This window comes from Zobellia galactanivorans, assembly GCF_000973105.1.
GTDB classification, from domain to species: Bacteria; Bacteroidota; Bacteroidia; order Flavobacteriales; family Flavobacteriaceae; genus Zobellia; species Zobellia galactanivorans.
In genome coordinates, this window is sequence record NC_015844.1 from 5269126 (window position 1) to 5290871 (window position 21746).

The window sequence follows — 21746 nt, forward strand, 5'->3', positions numbered from 1 at the left end:
AAAAAACCGACTAAAATGCAATCTGCTTTAAAAATGATTGGGCGGCCTCATTCTGAAAGCCCATGTAGGAAGAAAGTGTTGTATGTGTTATCGCTCGAAATTGTTTGCGAAAATGTGATTTGTCATAATACTCATATTGACATAATAAATCGATCAAGGGAGCTTTGGTACGATTAAAATCGTTTACTATATGATTGACCTTAACAATGGTGGCATATTGATGGGGCCGAAGACCGATACGTTCCTTAAATGCACGTTGTAAATGACGTTCACTTACTTTTAGCGTTCGGGCCAAGGTATTGGTATGAATGATTCCTTTCCGATTGATGATTTCCTCAACCGCCCAATCAGTGAATACCGGATCTTGTCTCTGTTTCAAAACTTGGGAACCAAGCCATTGTTCAAAAAGTAAAACCCGACTATTAATATCGCTCCCCATCATTTTACCATGGAGCTCCTTTAAACTTTTGTCTAAGTGGTAATTGGCCTCAATTGCAAAATTCCGTAATTCGTTAATAGGTATTCTCGTTAAACGACAAGCCGTCGTCGGCTTTAAAACCACCCCAAACAAATCGCTATCTTGAGGCATTTCCATTGCGTACATACAGTCTTGTTGACCGGCTATATAAACGGGGTAATCAATAAGTCCAATTTGATCGCTGTAGTCAAAAACCAATGAACCATTAAAATTAAACCCAAGAAAAACGCATCCTGTGGGTAAGGTGGTCTGCCGATACAAATGAGGATTCTTTTGCCTATCTCCACTAATCTTTTGTTGAAAATAGAAATAAACGTAAGGTTCCAATAATTTGGAAGGCGCCTTAGTAATAAAATCATGTGTAGCCATATTACAAAAATTGAATTAGAATGTCATCGAACCCTAGAGGGCCTTCGTACAGAGCGCAAAAACAAAAGAGCTTTTGCAAACTCATTTATTGATGTGATACAGGGGAATCGTCAATGATACATTCGTCTTTTACACTTGACAACGAAGAAAAGAAATAGGTTTTAGGAAAGAATGTAAAAATGCGTTCTAAATACCCAGAAATAAAACTAACTTACTGATAATCAAATGAAATATATCAAAGCGTTTGTACATTTTTTATAAAAAGTGAATCCTTGACAAATACTTCTTGAATAAATTTAAATCGTTCTATATGAAACTCGCGAGGTGTATGGCCACAGTACTTTTTAAAGTCTTTATAAAAATGTGAAAAATCATAATAATTATACAATGTACCTAGGCTGGCATAATCGTTTTGCGCATTCATATCAATTTCAGAAAACAGATTATTAAAGCGTACGATACGGTTAAAGGTCGAAGGGGGAATTCCGACGACCTCCTTAAATTTTTTTTGAAAATAACGCATACTCACATTCAGTTTGTCCGATACTTCCCTTACCTGAATACACCCATAAGATTCGTACATCATTTCTAAGCCCAAATCAACCATAGGGCTAGTTTTATTGGCCCTGTCTACTCTGTCCAACAATAATTGCTCTACCATTGAAATTCTTTCTTGTGGGTCTGTAGTCCGTTCAAGCTGATGTGAAAACTTAGTGAGATTCACATTGAGAAGGCTTTCCGTACTCAAGGGAGTATCTACCAAAGTATGCATATCAAAACCAAACAATTTACGGAGTCCTGCCGGCTTAAAGGCTACACCAATTAACGCTACAATTTCGTCATCGGAAGTAAGGGTGTAGGCGTTAATTTGTTGACCTGTAGTATAGCACTTTGGGACAAAAGGCTTTTTACCGCCTATAGAACGACCATAAATGCTCCCTGAATATTGAAACACCATAAAGCCCATTCCACTAGGAAGTATGAATTCCTCTATCTTTTCCCCATAATCTTTTCGCTCCCATTTTATTTCATAAAAGAAAGAAACAAAAGGGAGCAATGCTTCGGGTGGAGGGTATGCAGTATGCATATTTAACGAATTGATTATTACCAAAGTAGTAAAAAACAGACATTTATAACGTATGAATTGTATAGTTTGTAGCGAATACGGTATAATCGACCATCTACCCTTTGCTTATAAACACAAGGATTAATAAAGAAAAAAATCAATATATAGCCGCTGAAAAAAAGTACACAAAACAAGCAGAGTTACTATACAAAAGCGAAAAGGTCTCGCCTCATTGGCCACAAAAAAACTCCCAAGAATACCCTTGGGAGTTTTTTTATCTCATTTTATAATGTGATTTTTTTGCGTGCTACCTTAATTAGCTATTATACGCCAACTTTCGGTACTTATTGGCCCTTTGCCTTCTATATACAAGAATACCTATAGCCATAGCCACCCCGGTACCGGCCAGTACCGCACCTACGACTCCTGAATAGACCACCCCATAACCATAGGCAATTGGCAGTCCGGCCAAATAGGCTCCAGATGCATTCCCCATATTAAAAGCACTTTGGTTCATTGATGATCCCAGCATTTCATTTCCTTTTGAGGTGTTGATTATCGCCATTTGTATGGGGGTCGAAACCGTAAAAGAAGCTAACCCCATCAAGAAAGTCATAATCAATAACATCTGTGGGTTTGTTGCTACTACCGCATTGATAAGTAATAAAAGCACCATAAAACTCAAACTTATAGCTACTGCTTTTAAAGGTACAAACCACTCAGCCATTTTTGCTCCTAAGAAATTGCCGACCACCATACCAAGACCGGCCAAAATCATGGCGTAACTGACCATGTTTTCTCCCATTCCCGCAATATCGGTTACCAAAGGGGCTATATAGCTATACCAAGCGAAAAAGCCTCCTGTACCTATAGTAGTTAATGCAATAAGCGCCCATAATTCGCCATTTCTTAAACCTTTATTCTCATTTGATCGCGCTTTGGGAAGCTCTGGTTCTATTTTTGGCATCCAAAAAAACACACTTAAAATCGCCATAAATCCAACAATTCCCACCATAAAGAAAGATAAACTCCAATCATAATGGTGTCCTATATAAGTTCCGGTTGGCACACCAATAACATTTGCAATGGTCAACCCTGAGAACATTACGGCAATTGCTTGAGCAGACTTGCCCGCCTTGACCAATTTACCCGCTACAACGGCGCCGATACCAAAAAAGGCACCATGGGGCAAACCAGATAAGAATCGGGTCACCAACAACGTACCGTAACTATCGGCAAAACCGGATAAGGTGTTAAAGAGGGTAAACCATCCCATCAACAACAACAAAACGGTCCTGGAATTCAATTTTGAGCCTATTTTGGCCAATAATGGTGCTCCGACCACTACACCAAGGGCATAAGCGGCAATGGAATGGCCCGCTTCGGGAATACTAATATTCAATCCTTTGGCCACATCGGGAAGAATGCCCATAATCACAAACTCCGTCAATCCAATACCGAAACCTCCTATCGCTAAAGCTATTAGCGCTTTTCTATTTGCTGTGTTTGTTTTCATAGCACACACCTTTTTAATTAAACAAAATTTATTTGTAAGATTTGGAGCTTACATTAAAAATTAACAAAAATTTTAAGCAAAGTTATGGCGAGAAAATCAATTAAAAATATGCGCGATTATCAGATTTATGTTCATAATTACCCATAAAAAAAGAATACCCCTGTAAATAGGGGTAAAATCTTATACTTCAAACATATGTTAGCGTTTCAAGGGAAACCTTGAAAGATATACAAAGCTACGATTGAAACCTTTGTGCTTTTGTAGTTTAACGGGATAGATTACAAAATATAATCCGTACTCACGAAGTTAGACAGCTTGGCTTCTAATAACTGCTGAATAGTTTCATTGTTTAAATCGTTATCCTTAAAGGCGACAAATGTTCGAATAGAGAAGGATCGCAAAGCATCATGAACGCTTAAAGTGGCCTGGGCCGAATCTTTTCTTCCCGTAAAGGGATACACATCGGGACCACGTTGGCAAGAACTGTTCAAGTTCACCCTACACACCAAGTTAACTAAGGAATCAATTAAGGGGGAAAGTGCGTATACATCCTTTCCGAACAAACTCACCTGTTGTCCGTAATTACTTTCCGCCATATCGTTTAAGGGCTCTTCAATATCGGAGAATGAAAGTACAGGTACCACAGGTCCGAACTGTTCCTCTTGGTATACCCTCATATCCTTGCTTACCGGATAAAGCACGGCAGGCCAGATATAATTATCAAATTTTTGACCTCCCTTTTTGTTCTTTATTTTTGCTCCTTTTTCAAGGGCATCATCGATCAACTCTTGAATATAGGCCGGTTTTCCCGGTTCTGGAAGAGGCGTCAATTTCACCCCGTCTTCCCAAGGATTACCGAATTTCAAAGCATCGACCTTTTTTGAATACCGTTTCAAAAACTCGTCTTTAATATCCTCATGTACATAGATCACCTTTAAGGCCGTACATCGCTGACCATTAAAAGATAGGGTTCCGGCAATGCACTCGTCGATGGTCAGATCTAGGTCGGCATCGGGAAGAATAATGGCCGGATTCTTAGCCTCCAAACCTAAAACCAAACGCAAACGGTTACTTTTAGGGTGTTGCTCTTGCAAGGCATTTGCCGATTTACTGTTTCCTATCAAGGCCAATACATCTACCTTACCGGTCTGCATAATGGGTGCGGCAACGGCCCTACCCCTTCCGAAAAGGATGTTTACTACACCTTTAGGGAAACTCGTCTGAAAGGCCTCCAACAAAGGCGTAATCAATAAGACCCCGTGCTTTGCCGGCTTAAAAATCGTGGTATTCCCCATGATAATGGCAGGAATAAGCAATGCAAAGGTTTCATTGAGCGGATAGTTGTAAGGCCCCAAACAAAGTACAACGCCTACAGGTCCCCTTTTAATATGGGCATACACACCATCATGTTTTTGAAACTTGGCCGAATTACGGTCCAAATCCTTATACTCCTCAATGGTATCGTTTATATAATCTACGGTACGGTCAAATTCTTTCTGGCTATCGGGTAATGATTTACCGATTTCCCACATCAGCAATTTTACGATTTCCTCCCGTTTGGTCTTCATCTGCCGTACGAAATTCTCCATACATTCAATACGGTCTTTTACGTGCATGGTCGGCCAAACGCCTTGCCCCCTATTAAAAGCCTTCATGGCGGAATCTAGGGCATCAAGGGCTTCAGGCTCGCCCATATCGGGAATACTTCCCAACAATGTGGGCTTATAGGCTTCGGTAGAAGATATAGTGGAAAAGACCTCAGTGGTCTTGCCTTCCCATGTTTTCAGCTCTCCGTTTACCAAGTATTTTCTTTGGTCTATTGTGTTGTTAATCTGATATTCTTCAGGTATAGTTGTCATTTTAAAAAGGTTAGTTCTTTAACTTAAAAAATTAAGGAGTACAATTCTTACAAAAGTACATAATTAAAAAAATCGAAGTTACCTAAAATAGGCCTTCCTTACACGAATTTCATAAAACAACCGAAAATCGTGAAACCTTTACACGAGATATTGGAATAAATCGGGTTTGTCGTTCAGGTAGTCCCCATAAAAATTGTTTGCCTTCATACGCTGTACCAGGGGTTCTAGGTCGTCAGGACTTTTAAGCTCGATACCGACAATGGCCGGCGCATTTTCACGACTCGATTTTTTTGAATATTCAAAATGGGTGATATCATCATCAGGACCTAAGATCTCTGCTACGAACTCCTTTAAGGCACCGGGTCTTTGTGGAAACCTGACAATAAAATAATGTTTGAGGCGGCCGTATAAAAGCGCCCTTTCCTTAATCTCCGCTGTTCGGGTAATATCGTTATTGCTTCCACTAAGAATGCAAACAACGGTCTTGTCCTTTATTTCGGATGCAAATCCATCCAAAGCCGCTATGGTCAATGCTCCGGCAGGTTCGACTACAATGGCATCCCTATTGTACAGATCAAGAATGGTCTGGCAAACTTTACCTTCCGGCACGGTTACCATATCATAAAGACCTTCCTTACAGATGGAAAAGGTCAAATCCCCCACTTTTTGCACCGCAGCCCCATCAATAAACTTATCGATTTTGGAAAGCTCCGTATTCACATTGTTTTCCATGGAAGTCTTCATCGATGGCGCCCCTTCTGGCTCAACACCTATGATTTTGGTACTAGGCGACAGTTCTTTAAAGACGCCTATTAAACCCGAAGCGAGTCCACCTCCGCCCACGGCCACAAAAATGTAATCTATAGGCTCTTTAAACTGCTCCAAGAGCTCCAAGCCTACCGTACCCTGCCCTTCAATGACCTTAGGGTCGTCAAAAGGATGGATATAGGTCTTATTGTTGCTTTCACAAAATGCCCTGGCACTTTTGGACGAGTCGTCAAAAGTATCGCCCTCAAGAACAACGGTGACCCATTCACCGCCGAACATTTTGGTCTGCTCTATTTTTTGCTTCGGTGTTACCGAAGGCATATATACCGTCCCTTGAATTTTTAGGTGATTACAAGCAAAGGCTACGCCTTGGGCATGGTTTCCCGCACTGGCGCACACAATTCCCTTTGCCCTTTCCCCTTCAGAAAGCGAATTGATCTTATTGAATGCCCCACGAATTTTATAGGAACGCACCCGATGCAAGTCTTCCCGCTTAAGAAGGACATTGGCACCGTAAGCCTTTGACAGCCGTATGCTTTGCATTAGCGGGGTTTCCGTAGCCACTTGGGCTATGGTCACAGCCGCCTTTTTGATATCCGGTATACTAGGAAAATACGTCATATTAAAAAACCCTGTCTAGAATTTTAACTTCCTATAGTTTGGAAGACTAAAAAAACCGGACAGGGTCGTTTTATCAATTATACAATCGGCTTCATGGCCGTCATAGAAGCACGAAGTCTAGCGCCTACGATTTCGACCGGATGCTCACGAAGTACTTTGTTCACTGCTATGAGTTTAGCATTGTCTACCCCGTTATCTTTACCTTCGCCATAAGCCTTACCGATAACGTCGGTATCGATTTTCTTCATAAAATCGGCCAATAGAGGCTTACAGGCATGATCGAACAGGTAACAACCGTACTCAGCGGTATCGGAAATAACGCGGTTCATCTCGAACAATTTCTTTCTTGCAATGGTATTTGCAATTAGCGGGGTTTCGTGCAATGACTCATAGTAAGCCGACTCACCGATAATACCCGATTCCGTCATGCTTTCATAAGCCAATTCAACACCGGCCCTTACCATAGCGATCATTAACACTCCATTGTCATAAAATTCTTGCTCAGATATTTTATCGTCACCTGCAGGAGTTTTTTCAAAAGCCGTTTCACCGGTTTCCGCACGCCAAGTCAAAAGATTTTTATCGTCATTGGCCCAGTCTTCCATCATGGTTTTTGAGAAATGACCGGTCATAATATCATCCATATGTTTTTGGAAAAGCGGACGCATAATCTCTTTCAATTCTTCAGAAAGTTCAAAAGCCTTGATTTTGGCGGGATTCGACAAACGATCCATCATATTGGTGATACCACCGTATTTCATTCCTTCGGTAATGGTCTCCCATCCGTATTGGATTAATTTGGAAGCATAGCCGGCATCGATTCCCTTTTCGATCATTTTGTCGAAACAAAGAATACTACCTGTTTGCAACAATCCACAAAGGATAGTTTGCTCACCCATTAAATCGGACTTTACTTCGGCAACAAAGGAAGATTCCAAAACACCTGCCCTATGGCCTCCTGTGGCGGCGGCATATGCCTTGGCCTGCTCCAAGCCCTTTCCTTCAGGATCGTTCTCTGGGTGAACCGCGATCAAGGTAGGTACACCAAAACCTCTTTTATATTCTTCACGCACCTCAGAACCCGGACTCTTAGGCGCTACCATAATAACGGTAAGGTCTTCGCGTACTTGGGTACCTTCTTCCACAATATTAAAACCATGTGAATACGATAAAGTCGCTCCCTTTTTCATCAATGGCATTACCGCTCCAACAACGGCAGTATGTTGTTTGTCAGGAGTAAGGTTGATCACCATATCGGCACTAGGAATCAATTCCGCATAGGTACCAACGGTAAAACCGTTTTCCGTAGCGTTCAAAAACGATTGTCTTTTTTCTTTAATTGCGGCATCCCTTAGCGCGTACGAAATATCAAGACCCGAATCACGCATGTTAAGTCCTTGATTGAGACCTTGGGCCCCACAACCAACGATAACTATTTTCTTTCCTTTTAAAGCCGATACACCTTCGGAGAATTCCGAAGCTTCCATAAACCTACATTTTCCCAACTGGGCCAATTGATCTCTTAAAGAAAGTGTATTAAAGTAATTTGCCATTTTTCAATCGTGTTTTTCAAATTCTCGCTAAAGCTATCTTACTTCATAGACATCAACAAGACTTTTTATTAAATTAATTATTGAATATAATTTTGTTATTTTTCTTGATAAAATTCATTGAGCAAAGCGGTAATCCGCATTTCCTCCTTAGATACCGAAATACGGCCCGAACGTACAAATTGCATAATACCGAAAGGCTTTAATTGATCGTACATTTCATCGATTTCGTTTCTACGTCCCGATTTAGCGATCACAAAAAAGTCGCGCGCCACGGTAACGATCTGCGAGTTGTTCTCTTTTATGATATTTTGGATCTGTCTTTCATCGAACAAGAGCGCCGATGCAATCTTAAACAGGGCCGATTCTTGATAGATCGTTTCGTCGTCGGTATGATAAAAGGCCTTTATCACTTCGATCTGTTTTTCTATCTGACCTACGATATTGTGCGTCCATCGCTCGGTGGTATGCACAACAATGGTAAATTTAGATACGCCATCTATCTCTGACTTAGAAACGTTTAAACTCTCTATGTTAATGTGTCTCTTTAAGAAAATCCCTGAAATTCTATTCAGCAAACCTACATTGTTCTCGGAATATACCGATATGGTAAACCATTGTTTTTCCATTGCGTATTTTAATAGTATCTGATCGAGCGCAGTCGACAACCAAATTATTCAATTTTATTCGCCCCCAACTGCGCTCGAGGGTTATTATCTTCTTTATTTATTCGCTATAATCCGAATACGTTTGTAATCGGTATACCACTTATTCCCTATAAATCGTTCGTCTTTTTTACCTCAAAGATCAACTCACCCGAACCACAATCCAAATCAAGGATTCTTTCATGCGATTTTGGTGAAAAGCCCTATCAAGGCTTTCCTATAATCGTATACGAAAGCATGCTTATTATCGTAAAATCAAGCATTCCAACTCTGTACTACTTGACTCATCCATACTTTTTTTCAAAGACCTGCGCCTATTTGGTTTTTACCGCAACGATGAGGCCTGTCGACCAGTCCAACTTGGTCAAAACAAAATCATCCCGGCCTTCCAAATAGCCTATCAAACGCCCTACATTATCTTCATGGCCTTCAGGCCAATTGGGTTGGACCGCCATATCGTCCACAACATAGAAACCTCCTATAGCCAAAAGACGAAGCGTTTCATCTATTTCACTGTATTTTCCAGGCCAAGCATCGGCAAAAATCAAATCGAAATGCCCCCCTTCATACGAACGGATCCAATCCGACCCATCTTGACAAATCAATTCCACCCGTTCGTCGGCCCCAAAATACTCCGATACGATCTCTATGAGGTCACTATCATTGTCTACCGAAACCAAACTGCTATCAGGCCCCATACCATCGATCATCCAAGATAGGCTCAAGCCAATGCCCGTGCCCATCTCCAAAAATCTTCCGTTGGGCTTTGACAACATCAATGTTTTCAACAAGCTACCGACATATAGATCGGAAGGCATGGTAAAGCCCACTTCCTTCGATTTTCGCTGAATCTCTTGATAGATTTTTGGTTGATCCGATATTTGGGAGTCGAGCATATCTCTAGTCTATGAGGACAAGCCCCTATTATTTCAATCGTATTTCGGAAACAGAAGCCCCGGAAGGAATCATCGGAAACACGTTGTCTTCCTTCTCCACCTTAACCTCTAGGAAATAAGGCTTATCAGAAGCGATCATTTCTTGAATGGCCGTTTTAAGATCTTCCCTTTTGCTCACCCTTTTCGCCTCGATGCTGTAACCTTCGGCAATCTTGACAAAATCAGGGTTTACCATTACGGTAGAAGCATATCTCTTATCAAAGAAAAGCTCTTGCCACTGACGTACCATACCCAAATGGTCATTGTTCAATACCACGATCTTAACAGGAACGTTATGCTGGAAAATTACCCCAAGTTCCTGAATGGTCATTTGGTAGCCCCCGTCTCCGATAATGGCGACCACTTCACGGTCCATAGCACCCATTTTGGCCCCTATGGCCGCAGGAAGGGCAAATCCCATTGTACCCAATCCCCCGGAAGTAATATTACTCTTAGTCTTTTTGAATTTCGCATACCGACAGCCTATCATTTGATGCTGACCTACATCGGTAACGATAACCGCATTTTGCTCGGATGCGATGTTTATCTCCTCGATTACCTCGCCCATAGTCAAACCTTCTTTGGTAGGGTGAATATCGTTCTTGATCACCTGATCAAATTCGATTTTATATTTTTCCTTGAACTCGTTATGCCAAGCTTCATGCTTGTTCTCGTTGATCAATGGAAGCAACAAGCCCAAAGTCTCTTTAGAATCGCCCAGAACCGCTACATCGGCATGGACATTCTTGTTTATCTCCGCCTTATCTATCTCAAAGTGAATAACTTTAGCTTGTTTGGCATAGGTATCCAGACTTCCCGTAACACGATCATCGAAGCGCATACCTATTGCTATAAGCACATCACACTCGTTGGTCAACATATTAGGTCCGTAGTTTCCGTGCATTCCTACCATACCAACATTCAAAGGGTGCTCGCTATCTAAGGCCGAAGCCCCCATGATCGTCCAAGCTGCGGGAATACCCGATTTTTCGACCAAGGCCTTAAGCTCCTCTTCGGCCCTTCCCAAAATAATACCCTGACCCCAAACTATAAATGGTTTCTTTGCATTATTGATCAGTTCGGCCGCCGCCTCAATAGATTCGACCTTTGGTTTAGGCACCGCATCATAACTTCTTACGGCAGTGCATTTTTCATAACTAAATTCAAATTCGTCGAACTGGGCGTTCTTAGTGATATCCACCAATACCGGACCCGGTCTTCCCGATCTGGCAATATAGAAAGCCTTTGCCATGATTTCAGGAATTTCGGAAGCCTCGGTAATCTGATAGTTCCATTTGGTCACAGGAGTCGAAATTCCGATAATATCGGTTTCTTGAAAAGCATCGGACCCCAGCAAATGACGGGTGACCTGCCCTGTAATACACACCATGGGCGTAGAATCTATCTGAGCATCTGCCAAACCTGTCACCAAGTTGGTCGCACCCGGTCCGGAAGTAGCCATAGCCACCCCCACTTTACCCGAAACACGGGCATAACCTTGGGCCGCATGCGCCGCACCCTGTTCATGGCGCGTTAAAATATGGGTAAGCTTATCCTGAAACTTGTACAGCTCATCATAGACCGGCATGATGGCCCCGCCAGGATACCCATAAAGTAAATCGACCCCTTCGGCCAGCAGACAATGAATAATAGCTTCGGCCCCACTGATCTTCAGAGTTTCCTTCTTTGGGTTTTCCTGTGTTTTTATTTTTACTGTTTCCATAGGTCTTTAAATCCTTAAATAGCTAATCTGCAGAGACCTCTCTGCCAAAACACCTCCCATAACAAGAGGTTCTTATTTTTTATTAAAATTCATCCGTTACACAACCCTGCGCCGCCGATGAGACCGAACGGGCATACTTGTACAACACTCCTTTTTTAAACTTCAATTCAGGCTCTACCCAAGATTCCTTGCGTTTAGCCAATTCTTCATCGGAAACCTCAACATTTATAGAGTTGGTTTCAGCATCGATGGTAATGATATCACCATCTTGTACCAAGGCTATGGTTCCACCTTCTTGCGCTTCGGGGGAAATATGCCCTACCACAAAACCGTGCGTCCCTCCCGAGAAACGACCATCGGTAATCAAGGCCACATCCTTACCTAGGCCCGCACCCATAATAGCTGCGGTAGGCTTCAACATTTCCGGCATTCCCGGTCCTCCCTTAGGTCCTTCGTAACGAATGACCACTACATCGCCTTTCTTTACCAATCCGGTACGAATACCGTCGTTGGCCGCATATTCACTATCAAACACTTTGGCAGTTCCCTTGAACAACAAGCCTTCTTTACCCGTAATCTTGGCGACCGAACCATTTTCGGCCAGGTTTCCATAAAGCATACGCAAATGGCCCGTTGCCTTGATCGGCTTATCGAGCGGCATAATAACCTCTTGCCCTTCTTCTAAATCCGGAACATTTTCAAGGTTCTCCGCCAATGTTTTTCCTGTAACCGTTAAACAATCACCATGTAATAAACCGTTCTTCAACAAATACTTTAATACAGCAGGTATACCACCTACACGGTGAACATCTTCCATTAAAAATTTACCGCTAGGTTTCAAATCGGCGATAAAAGGTGTTGTATCACTTATATGTTGAAAATCTTGTAAAGTAAATTCTATATCCGCCGCTCTTGCGATGGCCAAAAAGTGTAGTACCGCATTCGTAGAGCCCCCCATAATAGTGACCAATCGAATAGCGTTTTCCAAAGATTTTCGCGTAACGATGTCCAAAGGTTTGATATCCTTTTCGATCAATACACGCATTTGCTTACCGGCAGCAATACATTCTTGTTTCTTATCGTCGCTTATGGCCGGGTTTGAAGAGTTATACGGCAAGGACATCCCTAAGGCTTCAATTGCCGAGGCCATAGTGTTGGCCGTATACATACCACCACACGCACCTGCGCCCGGAATGGATTTTTTAATAATACATTTATACTCGGTCTCCTCCATGGTTCCCGCAACTTTCTCCCCCCATGCCTCAAAAGCTGAAACAATGTCCAGTTTCTTATTATTATGGCATCCTGAAGCAATGGTTCCACCGTAGACCAAAATAGCAGGACGGTTCAACCGCAACATAGCCATCAAGGCCCCTGGCATATTTTTATCACAACCAACAACGGTTACCAATCCATCATAAGACATACCCTGAACCACCGTTTCCATAGAATCGGCGATCAAATCTCTTGACGGCAAGGAAAAACGCATCCCTGGTGTACCCATAGATATACCATCACTGACCCCAATCGTATTAAAGATAAGGCCGACCGTTTCTTTTGAATTGACCCCTTCCTTGACCAACTTGGCCAAATCGTTAAGGTGCATATTACAAGGGTTGCCCTCATAGCCCGTACTGGCAATACCGATCAAGGGTTTATTGAAGTCTTCGTCTTTAAAACCGATGGCATATAACATTGCCTGAGCAGCCGGTTGAGTTGGGTCTTGAGTTACGTTTTTGCTATACTTGTTAAGTTCCATTGAGAGATTTAAAATTGATTGTTCAGTTTACACTAAATGTTCTTTATATTCAAAGGTATCGTTTTCTATATTTCAGTATTTTCCATTGCGCTCCCCTATCTAAATCCAATAGTTAAAAAAATTACACAACACACTAAAAAACAACTGTTTAACTATTATTTTTTATCATATTCAATTCGTCTTCCATCGACCTTACAGGCCGCATAACCACAGGTTTAAAGCCCACTTCATCACTAAAATTAAAAAGGCCTGTATCAGTTTTACATGATACAGGCCTTTCCAAACAATGAAAATCTGCATCATTCCTCTTTAGGAATGACTCTCACAACCACGATAGTATGTGTACTTATTTTCATCATAACAATATTACGTAAAATGAGGTTTTACAACAATGAATAATTCACAGAAATACACATCTATTTTTATCAATTCAATTGAAAATGCACCTCATCACCATACTTTTTCTGGGACAAAATCGAAATCGCCCTATCGGAAAGCTGTAAAACTCTCGGATAGCCACCAGTGGTCTGCCCGTCTTTCATCAAAATAATCAATTTACCGGAAGGGGTGAGTTGCACCGTTCCGGGAAGCGTCGCCGAGGTAATCATCGAAGTCTTGATGCCTATAATCTTTTCTTCCAATTGATAGGCCATTCTATTGTTTTCGTTCGCTATGGAGAATGCCTTATAAAACAACATCTCCAACTGCTTATCGGAAAGACTGTCGTACTCCGGTCCTTTTGACACGGTCAACACCTGTTCCTCCAAAAAGGAATCAACTTTCAATTTGCTGATTTTAGGTTTAAAATCAAGGCAAGTCTCATAAGGCAACTCTTCCCCATCTACAAGGTGGCTCTTTTTGGTTACGGAAGAAAACAAGGAACGACTACCCAACACCACAGGCGTTTTAAAGCCGCCTTTTACAGCCAGATAACTACGAAATCCCTTTTCAAGTTTCCCAAAGGAGAGGATATCGCCCTCGGAAACCTTGATTACCTCGTAATTGGCCACAGGTTCATTGTTCAAGGTAGCACTCAACAATGCTCCCCCTATAGCGATATACGTAGCTTCCTCAAAAAGCAAGGTCGGGCCGGTCATGGTTATTTCCAAGACGGCCGAAGCACTATCGTTCTCCAAAAGCTGATTTATTTTTTTTGCCGAAAAACCATCCATAAACCCCGCAACGGGCACCCCCTTGTCCAAAAAACCATAACGACCCACATCCTGGACCGTAGTAAATAGTCCTGATTTAAGTATTTTAAGCATCTAGCAAAATTTTTTCCAATTTGTAAATACCCACTTCACCTTCGATCTTATGCAAATCGTATTCCGCCCTACTTACGGAATAGAACTGCACCTGATCACCTACACTGACAAAGCAGGGCTCTTCTTTCTTAGGGTTGAACATGGGTACCGGGCAGTTTCCGATAATGTTCCACCCCCCAGGCGATTCTTGAGGATATATCCCCGTCTGCTTCCCTGCCAAGCCCACGGATCCCGCCACCACCTTCGGACGGGGCTGCGGCCTCCTATCGAACTCCAATGTTTCGGGAAGTCCCCCCAAATAAGTGAAGCCCGGCAAAAATCCTATACCGAATACCGTATAAACATGGGAAGTATGCAAGGTTACAATTTCACCTATAGACATTCCGGACCTCTCGGCGATTTCAATTAAATCTATCCCGAAGTCCAAATCATAGCATACGGGCAAACGCCAAAGCACACGCTGCCTCTTGACCACTTTAATATCCTCGTTATACCAATTTTGAAGCTTCTCCTTAAAAGCATCGAACTCGATCGGCTCTTCCCGGTAGATCAACGCAACGGAATTATAGGCCGGCACAATTTCCCAACGGTCACTCTTTAAGCAACACTCCCTCAAATACTGGGTAAATTGAAGAATATCTTCCAATATATCACGATCCACCCTACTTGGCCATTCCAAAAGGATGGCATGCCTACCAAAGGGCCGTATGGAAATAGAATACTTTTTCACTTTTCTATCAATATATTTAGGTGCGACAATTCTTGAGTAAGATACAATACTATTTGCAATGCACCTTGGGTATCCCCATGAACACAAAAAGTATCGGCAAGTATCTTTACCTTCTTTCCCGTAACCGTAACCACCTGCTGTGTACCTACCATTTCGGCTACGTGCGCCAAGACCTCTTCTTTAGATGTTATCAGCCCGTTCCCAAACCGACGGGAAACCAAACTTAAATCGTCGTTATAGTTACGATCGGCAAATGCCTCATACTTTATCTTAAACCCTGAACACAGGGCCTCCTTTGCCACTTCTGAGCCATAGGGCACATATATAAAGGTAGTTTTCTTGTATTTTTCCACAGCCATCAAAAACAGACGGGCCAAATCGACATCTTTGGCAATATCGTTATACAAGGCCCCATGGGCCTTAATATGGTGCATAGATTTTCCTTTCTCAAGAAGCGTTCCTTCCAAAAGGGATATCTGCTCCCTAATACTGCCTATCAGTTCGGCTTCGGGTATTTGTATAGAAACCCTGCCAAAGTTGGATGTATCGGGATAGGAAGGATGCGCCCCCACTTTTACATTATATATATGCGCAAGATCTACGATATCGGAAATACTCTGCGCGTTACCCGCATGCCCTCCACAGGCCACATTGCACGATGAGATCAAGGGCAAAAGATCCTTTTCAAGACCTATACCTTCACCCACATCACTATTTAAGTCTATATAACTTGGCTTCATCCTTCGTCTTTAAAATTTCTAAATTACTCATAATCTTTTAGACCGTTAAAACCTTAAAATGGTTTTTTAAATAGGGCAAGAGTAGAAATTCGGCTCCCTTTCAACCCTTCATTTCACAACAGTTTTAACATTTTTTAATGTCGTTTATCTAAAAAATTGCAGTTCGTCTAAAACTAGGGTGTCATATATCGAGAGTATATAATATCCGAAAAAATTACGGGTTATTATTATCCCAAATCGAACTCCCCCTACATTTTAATCGGGGCCAAATTGACCTACTGAAATGAAGTGCTTAGAATGTAACAGAAAGCTTGGCTACACCGACCACAAAAATTCGATGGACGAATTAGGTGTCGAACTTTGCAGCGAACACCGACCAAGGATAAAAAAATTAATGCTGACGAACAACACCCCTCGAGAGGCCATACAACTGTATTATGGACTCAAAGAAGCGGGCGTGAGCTCAATGCTTGAGTGGTGGGACGGTAAAAAATCTATCGACATAGCCATTTCAAGGGTCAAACTCAATATCGAAATCGACACAGAATACCATATGATGACCCATGAACAGGCCATCAACGACCTCGAAGAGGCCATGCATTCCTTTCAAAATGGTTTTACGACCATAAGAATTCCCCATGTCCTAATAAAATATTATCTTAAAGAAACCGTTACTAATATTCTAGGGATAATGGAAGGCTTGCGCGTACATATCAAAGCGATATAAACCAAAACCTTAATGCCATGCCACACACTACAAAGATCTTAAAGACTCCTTTAAGAATTTCAATTGCTGTTTTACTTTTGGGCATGTTGTCACGTATCTTCCATTGGCCACACGCACCCAAGGCCATATTAGTGGCCTTTATAGCCATTTTGGTACTGTACGGAATTCGCTTCTATAGAAAGCATACCAAAGAATTTATAGATTACGTAAAACTGGTAATGGTGGTCAGCTGGACCCTGAACGGTATTTTTAGGGTTTTAGACCTACCCTTCACCCTACTCTTTCAGATTCTTATCGCCATTTCTTTCATTACATGGTTTATTATGGAAGGAACCGCTTATTTCTTAGATGAAGACCGCAGGGCCAAAAACAGTATGGCACGGGTAATATGGAATTTTGCCATGGTCATAGGTGCCTTGGCCATTATTGTAGGAAGCCTGTTGAATATTTTGAACGAAACATATGCCATACCCCTTATGGCCGTAGGAATCGCAATTATCGTAGCCTACATATTGAAGGACGTATTCGCCGCCGGCAAGAACGAAAAGGAAGACCAAGGCAACGAGGAGTATCAATTGTAAGCCAGCTATACCTTTTTTTCCTACAGTTCCCTTAAAGCCGTTTTTTTACGTTTTCTTTTAAAAATGCCATTTGTGCATTGCACAATATTTCATTTTTTTACCCCTCCCCCACTTCACCCCCTATACACCGAGAGACAAACGCCACTTTATATCGTTAAAAGGATAAGCCGACCGTTACCTTTTAAAGAGCTCACCCGCCTTTTATCGATTTTTAGGTCATCCGTCGAATATAAGCCCCCTTGCCCGAGCCGTATAAACATACAGCCCCTAGCTTCCGTTTTATTATTAAACAATTGCTATGAAGGAAAAAACTACCCTTAACGATTACTTTGTTTATATTTTTTGCGCTTTCTGTTTCTTATGGTCACTTTATGTGATATTCTTTGCTAGTCTCTATTGAAATTATTGATTATCAAAAAGTTACACCCTAAATCAACGAATACCCATGTTCATTCGATTATAGAATACCACACTTTTAGCACAACTCGATGTGATCCAAATCCCAAATAACAAATAAAATAACCCAAAAATTGTGGGGATTTTCTTTAATATTTTACAATTACTTACTCATATTTTTGTTACGGAACAACACCAGCAATTTTATGAAAACAAAAGACAAGCTCACTTACGTTTATGTAGCATTCAATGTAATTTTTATTATTGTTATGGCCATTTTTCTTTATAAAAACCAGCCATTTTAATAATTAACCATCTATTTTCAGAACATGCTTGCCCCATCTCACTAATGAAAAGATAGTGCTTTTACACAAGTTTTGAACAGATCAAAAAAGCAAGAGGCCGTAATTTCAAAATTACGGCCTCTTGCTTTTAACAGCCAAGGGAATCATACGATCGGAACCGGTCAACCCAGCCAACCTTCCCTATCTAGACTGCGATACTGAATAGCTTCGCCAATATGGTTGCCACCTACCTGTTCCACACCTTCCAAATCAGCTATGGTTCGTGCCACTTTTAAAATGCGGTCATAGGCCCGGGCCGAGAGATTAAGCCGCTCCATTGCATTTTTCAACAATGCCTTGGAAGAAACATCCAAAGTACAGAATTCCCGTATTTGTTTGGTATTCATCTGGGCGTTGTAGTGTACATTTTCTATTTCCGCAAACCGCTTGGTTTGAATGTCACGGGCCGCCGTCACCCGTTTTCTGATTTCCACACTGCTTTCCCCCTTTCTATCTTCCGATAATTTTTCAAATGGAACCGGGGTCACTTCGATATGGATATCGATACGGTCCAACAAGGGGCCCGATATTTTCCCCAGATACCGTTGCATTTCGGCAGGAGAAGATGTCACGGGAGCATCGGGATCATTGAAATACCCTCCGGGACTCGGGTTCATACTTGCCACCAGCATAAAACTACTGGGGTAGGTAACGGTAAAACGCGCCCGTGAAATGGTAACCTCGCGGTCCTCCATAGGTTGCCGCATTACCTCCAGCACCCTACGTTCGAACTCAGGAAGTTCATCTAAGAACAGAACCCCATTATGCGACAATGATATTTCACCTGGCTGCGGGTAACTTCCCCCGCCCACTAATGCGGCAGCCGTCATATTGTAGAATGTGGGGGTAAGTTTCAGAACAAATGCACTATTTTAGATAGGTAAGAAAGTATTTGATTCATCAATCTGATTTTCAATAATATGTGTATCATGTTGGTGGTTCTTCAATAACAATTTTAAAAGCTGATTAAAAGAATATTTAAGTATTGTAGTACAATCCAGTTTGAAACTTAATTATTATTTTACGACCACAACTTGATTTTAATCTTTAAATAATTTTAGATAACCTACAATTGAATTTGAATCATCACATGAAGACATTTATTAAATACTATAAGAATATTTTAGTTTTGTGGATAGCCATTGGAATAGGTTTTACTGGATTTTTCTATATATATCCGGAATATGTGACAGTAAAAAAACGTACTCGACATATAGAATACGTTAAACGAAACATTTACACAAAGTCAAAATTATCGTTATTGTATACTGTAGTTGGCTCTATTGTAATAGGAGGTTTTGGTTATATAGAATCCAATAGAAAAACTAAATAAAAAAAATGAACATAACATATCATATTGGAAAGCTTTCTGATCACATCTACAGCAACGATAAGCGTGGAATGATTGATAAACATCTTAAAGCTATTGAGCATAAATATATAGAAGGAGAATTCAAAATTGATTCATCAGATCGGTATGTATTTAATAAACTTATTTCAAAAATGAGAAAATTCAACAAAGGAACTTGGCAAAAAGAAAACTTGGAGTATAAAATATTGTATTATTCACTTTGTTATTTGCTAAATCAAAAGACTATATAAGGGATTCTAAGGATGAATTTTTTAAACTTATTGGAATAAATGAAAAAGTTTAAATAAACGATGGATTTTATGAGTGAATTTTTCCCTGAAATATGGAGTAGTAGTGTTTCTTGTGGGTGTATTTTTGGATTAATTTAATAATTCAATAAAATTTGTAATGCTGTACGGATGCAGCATCTAATTGGTTATTTAACTAAAATAGTATTCTTAAGTAGCCTCTTTTCTTTTAATATTTGATGTAGTTAATATTTACGAGGGGCTAACAATATTTATTCTTCTACAGGAACAATGAACGTTTAAATTAGAAATAAATTAATTCATTTTCAGTACAACCCCATGCTTGCAATTTACTGTCGAATCTCACAAGAGAAACTAGAAGGAAAAGACCGTTCGATCAAAGATCAAAAACTTTTAGGGATCGAACTTGCGGAATCGCTGAAACTGCCCTACAAAGTTTATATTGATGAAGGAATCAGCGGAACAAAGGCCATTGCGGACCGCCCCGCCTTTTCCGAAATGTTGGACGATATTCAGGACGGAAAAATTACGTCCGTCTACGCCTATGATCAATCACGTTTAGAGCGTTCACCGGAAACCCGCTTCGTTTTTAAAAGGCTGTTAAAGGAAAACAACGTCAAACTATACACCGATAACGGTTTAGTCGACACCGAGAGCGAAGAAGGCGAAATGATGGGCGATTTCTTGAGCATCATAAACCAGTATTACGCCCGAATTACTGCCCGAAAAATAAAATCCGTACTAAAGCGTAATGCCAAAGAAGGAAAGGTACACGGAAACATATTGCCGTTCGGGTATTCCAAAGATGAAAAAGGGTATTTGACGATAAACGAAAAGGAAGCGGAAATAGTAAAAGAGATTTACGCCAAATCCCTTTCGGGCATAGGGTCAAGCACGATAAAAAACTGGCTGAACGAAACCGGAGTTCCGACGCGGTACAACAAATTATCGGGTACGTTGACGACCGTTAACAAATACACGGGAAAAAAGACAACAAAGAAAAAATCAGATATTAAATGGTCGGATAAAACCGTTCAAGATATACTAAGAAACCCCATATATAAAGGTAAAAGAAGGTGGGGCAAAGAGTTTTACGATTGTCCCGCTATCCTTGATGCGGATTATTGGCAGAAAGTAAACGACAACCTCCCTAAAAACAAGCATAATTCCGGAAAGAAAGTCGACCATAAATATTTGCTCAAAGGCCTTTTAGAGTGTGCCAAATGTGGTCGAAATTTGTACGGACACCGTAGGGTCAGTTTAAAGGACAACGCCTATATATGTAGCAGCAAGAGGATTAAAAGTCAAAATTGCGGTAGTAGGGGGATAAATATCGATTATTTGGAAGATGTTATTTTCAGTAGATTCTTAAAAGGTGACAAACTCTTGGAAATGGTCAGGGAATCCACCAAAAACGACCTAGATAATCAACGCTCTCTCAAGCTTAACAAAGAACTTGAAACACTCGAAAAGAGAAAACAGGAATTGGAACGCCAAAAGGAAAAAGCAATTCGCCTTACCTTGCTTGATGAAGTTTCGGAATCGGACCTTTCGAACATTTTAAAAGGTATGGATCAAGAACATTCAGACGCCAATATCAGGATTTCCAACATAAAGAGCGAACTTGAATTTCTGAAAAAGGGCCTTAACTCTCAAAATGAAATACAAAACGATATTTCCCAAATGAAAGACAATACACCGTTTAATATTAAGAGGGATATGATCCACAAATATATAAAGCGTATCTATATTACTTGGTGGCCCGAAGTTTTCGAACATATTATCGAGGTATCTTTCAACCTCCCTATTCCGAACGAAAAATTCCTTACCAATAGAGGTCACAAGCTTAAAAAACTTGGATTGGAACTAAACGGCAAGGACTGGAAATCTATCGAGGGGATAATTTACAATAATCATCAAGAACATTAGCCCAACCGGATAAAACTTCGTCTTCCGTATCGCAAGTGTAATATATCGCCTTCAATATAGGTTTGATTTCTTCGGGGTTGTCAAATTCAAGGACCGCGACGGCAT

The 21746-nt window shown here is 41.0% G+C and carries 17 protein-coding genes and 1 pseudogene; 4 read left to right on the forward strand and 14 right to left on the reverse strand.

Features of this window, described 5'->3' with window-relative positions:
- Nucleotides 1-10: 10 nt before the first annotated feature.
- The 13 genes from ZOBGAL_RS21470 to pxpA form a co-directional block, all read right to left on the reverse strand.
- Nucleotides 11-847 carry a helix-turn-helix domain-containing protein gene (locus ZOBGAL_RS21470; protein WP_013995884.1) on the reverse strand — a complete coding sequence of 279 codons (837 nt, stop codon included), beginning with the start codon at nt 845-847 and terminating at the stop codon, nt 11-13.
- A 235-nt stretch (nt 848-1082) separates the two neighbouring features.
- Nucleotides 1083-1934, reverse strand: a complete 852-nt coding sequence (locus ZOBGAL_RS21475) for a helix-turn-helix domain-containing protein (RefSeq protein WP_013995885.1) — start codon at nt 1932-1934, stop codon at nt 1083-1085.
- 295 nt (nt 1935-2229) lie between these two features.
- Entirely contained in the window at nt 2230-3429 is a 1200-nt protein-coding gene (locus ZOBGAL_RS21480; protein WP_013995886.1) for an MFS transporter, read from the reverse strand.
- Between the two features lie 278 nt (nt 3430-3707).
- On the reverse strand, nt 3708-5288 hold the full coding sequence (locus ZOBGAL_RS21485) for an NADP-dependent glyceraldehyde-3-phosphate dehydrogenase (protein ID WP_013995887.1): 1581 nt from the start codon (nt 5286-5288) through the stop codon (nt 3708-3710).
- A gap of 138 nt (nt 5289-5426) precedes the next feature.
- Nucleotides 5427-6677 carry a threonine ammonia-lyase gene (gene ilvA, locus ZOBGAL_RS21490; RefSeq protein WP_013995888.1) on the reverse strand — a complete coding sequence of 417 codons (1251 nt, stop codon included), beginning with the start codon at nt 6675-6677 and terminating at the stop codon, nt 5427-5429.
- 77 nt (nt 6678-6754) lie between these two features.
- A complete protein-coding gene (gene ilvC, locus ZOBGAL_RS21495) occupies nt 6755-8230 on the reverse strand; it encodes a ketol-acid reductoisomerase (RefSeq protein ID WP_013995889.1) in 1476 nt (491 codons plus the stop codon).
- A 95-nt stretch (nt 8231-8325) separates the two neighbouring features.
- Nucleotides 8326-8856, reverse strand: coding sequence for an acetolactate synthase small subunit (gene ilvN, locus ZOBGAL_RS21500; RefSeq protein WP_013995890.1), 531 nt, complete (start codon nt 8854-8856; stop codon nt 8326-8328).
- A 350-nt stretch (nt 8857-9206) separates the two neighbouring features.
- Nucleotides 9207-9788, reverse strand: a complete 582-nt coding sequence (locus tag ZOBGAL_RS21505) for an O-methyltransferase (RefSeq protein WP_013995891.1) — start codon at nt 9786-9788, stop codon at nt 9207-9209.
- Between the two features lie 28 nt (nt 9789-9816).
- Nucleotides 9817-11550 carry a biosynthetic-type acetolactate synthase large subunit gene (ilvB, locus tag ZOBGAL_RS21510; protein WP_013995892.1) on the reverse strand — a complete coding sequence of 578 codons (1734 nt, stop codon included), beginning with the start codon at nt 11548-11550 and terminating at the stop codon, nt 9817-9819.
- 82 nt (nt 11551-11632) lie between these two features.
- Nucleotides 11633-13309, reverse strand: coding sequence for a dihydroxy-acid dehydratase (gene ilvD, locus ZOBGAL_RS21515; protein WP_013995893.1), 1677 nt, complete (start codon nt 13307-13309; stop codon nt 11633-11635).
- A gap of 425 nt (nt 13310-13734) precedes the next feature.
- The gene (locus ZOBGAL_RS21520) at nt 13735-14574 is read right to left on the reverse strand and encodes a 5-oxoprolinase subunit C family protein (RefSeq protein ID WP_013995894.1); all 840 of its coding nucleotides are present in this window, start codon (nt 14572-14574) and stop codon (nt 13735-13737) included.
- Nucleotides 14567-15304, reverse strand: a complete 738-nt coding sequence (pxpB, locus tag ZOBGAL_RS21525; RefSeq protein ID WP_013995895.1) for a 5-oxoprolinase subunit PxpB — start codon at nt 15302-15304, stop codon at nt 14567-14569. Before pxpB ends, ZOBGAL_RS21520 begins: the two co-directional genes overlap by 8 nt.
- Complete coding sequence (pxpA, locus tag ZOBGAL_RS21530; protein WP_013995896.1) at nt 15301-16044, reverse strand: 5-oxoprolinase subunit PxpA; 744 nt, start codon at nt 16042-16044, stop codon at nt 15301-15303. Before pxpA ends, pxpB begins: the two co-directional genes overlap by 4 nt.
- 283 nt (nt 16045-16327) lie before the next feature.
- On the opposite strand from pxpA, the gene ZOBGAL_RS21535 reads away from it, so the two are divergent.
- Together ZOBGAL_RS21535 and ZOBGAL_RS21540 are read left to right on the forward strand one after the other, a co-directional pair.
- Nucleotides 16328-16771, forward strand: a complete 444-nt coding sequence (locus ZOBGAL_RS21535) for a hypothetical protein (protein ID WP_013995897.1) — start codon at nt 16328-16330, stop codon at nt 16769-16771.
- Between the two features lie 17 nt (nt 16772-16788).
- Complete coding sequence (locus ZOBGAL_RS21540; RefSeq protein WP_013995898.1) at nt 16789-17352, forward strand: hypothetical protein; 564 nt, start codon at nt 16789-16791, stop codon at nt 17350-17352.
- 862 nt (nt 17353-18214) lie between these two features.
- Here the strand turns inward: ZOBGAL_RS21540 and ZOBGAL_RS21545 are convergent.
- Nucleotides 18215-18913: pseudogene (locus ZOBGAL_RS21545) on the reverse strand (YifB family Mg chelatase-like AAA ATPase); the annotation flags it as partial.
- A gap of 517 nt (nt 18914-19430) precedes the next feature.
- Between ZOBGAL_RS21545 and ZOBGAL_RS21555 the strand changes: the two are divergent.
- Together ZOBGAL_RS21555 and ZOBGAL_RS21560 are read left to right on the forward strand one after the other, a co-directional pair.
- The gene (locus ZOBGAL_RS21555) at nt 19431-19694 is read left to right on the forward strand and encodes a hypothetical protein (protein ID WP_013995902.1); all 264 of its coding nucleotides are present in this window, start codon (nt 19431-19433) and stop codon (nt 19692-19694) included.
- A 336-nt stretch (nt 19695-20030) separates the two neighbouring features.
- Nucleotides 20031-21641 (forward strand): recombinase family protein, encoded by a 1611-nt coding sequence (locus ZOBGAL_RS21560; protein WP_013995903.1) that lies wholly within the window; start codon nt 20031-20033, stop codon nt 21639-21641.
- The last annotated feature ends 105 nt before the right edge of the window (nt 21642-21746 follow it).